Annotated in this window: 1 protein-coding gene; it reads right to left on the minus strand. The window is 34.4% G+C overall.

Annotated elements, in window-relative coordinates; genetic code table 11:
* Nucleotides 1-1,635 (minus strand): G5 domain-containing protein (locus HMPREF2578_RS08805; RefSeq protein ID WP_176743755.1); only part of this gene is annotated, 1,635 nt, incomplete at both ends.

Here is a 1,635-nt window from a genome sequence, read left to right on the forward strand (position 1 = left end):
CATCTGTTTCTGTGCTTTCTACTGTGACTGATTTTCCATCAGCACCATCGTCACCTTTGTCACCTTTTTCACCTGGTTCACCATCTGGAACAAAGAATCTACTTATTTGTTCACCAGTTTCTGAGTTAGTTACTGTTACCCAACTACCAGGTTTATTATTATCATCTACACCTCTAACTACTGTAGTATCGATTTCTGGTGTACGACCATCACGTGGAACTATTGTTTTACCAGGTTGGCTTGTCTTACCATTAACTGTTGCAGTAGCAGTAATATGGTCACCTTGTTTTAATGAATAGTCAGGTAATGTTGTAGTAAATCTACCTGAACCGTCAGAAGTTGTGTTATATGTTTTACCACCTACAGTAATTTGAACTTGAGCATTCGGGCTTGTTTCACCTGAAATCACATTATTTCCAGAAAGTTGTGGCTCAATAATCGGTGCTAATGGCTCTTTTTCAGTTTCATTATTTATTCCACCAATTCCTAATGCAACAATTTTATTTTTAGGCGATTGATTATATGTTTCTTTAACTAATCTTCCTAATTCTTCTCCATTATAACTAACTACAGTATAAACAGTTCCTCTTTTTCCATTAACGCCTTCTTGAATCGTTCTTTGTTCACCTACTGGAATGTCTTTAGATAATTGATATTCAATTTGATAAGGAATATCTTCAACATCAGTAGCGTCATCTTTTGTAACTAAATTTTCTTCAGGTTTGCTTATTCCAGTAATCTGATAACTTTCTTTAAAGTAATTATCATCAGTATCTGGTCTTATACTCGTACCGCTAACATCTTGAGTAAACATATTTATGTTACCAGAAAAGCTTAAATCGCCATTCCAATCTTTAACAGGAACACTGAATTTATAAGTTATATTTCCATTATTGTTTACTGCCGTAGCGTTCATTGTTGTAGGACTTGTTGTAGCATAACCTTTAGGATAATTAGGTTTAGCTCCTTCAATCATGTTGAGAGATCTTTCATTTGAGGTTACTCCATTAACTTTGACTTTTCCATTAATTGTCGAACCTGGATTATAACCACTTCCAAAATTAAATCCACCTAATTCAGCATTATGTGCTGTTTCTTTAGCACCTTTATCTACTTTCCAAGTCACTGTGAAATCCATTGTACCAGCTGATTTATTCGGTGTTGCTTGAACAGTATAGTGAGCTGGAGTTTGTGAACCTCCTTTTGTTATCCCATCACCAGTAATTGTCACACCTGTATTTGGGTCCACTTCATTGACTTTAAGTGCAGATTTCAACTCATCAATTGAATTGTATTCTTTATTATTATATTGAACTGCATACGTCGTAAATGCACTTTGTTGTTGATTCGCATACTCCATTCCTGCATACATAATAGAATTAAATAAATCATTAGCTGAAATAGTATTATAATCAACATCTAAATTGTTCATAATACCTTCAACATCATTACTATCATAGTTTTCAGCAAGCATGCTTTCAACCATTGCTTTACGATCGCTTGTAGCATTATATTGATCTATAAATTCTTGAGGAGCTTGAGCAGTATTAGTTGCTGTCGTTTCATCATTACTATATAAAGCTACTCTTGGTGTGCTTTCTTTTGTTGCTGCTTCTTTTGGTTGTGATGTGCTTT

Source organism: Staphylococcus sp. HMSC072H03, from assembly GCF_001809305.1.
In the GTDB taxonomy this organism is placed as follows: domain Bacteria; phylum Bacillota; class Bacilli; order Staphylococcales; family Staphylococcaceae; genus Staphylococcus; species Staphylococcus hominis.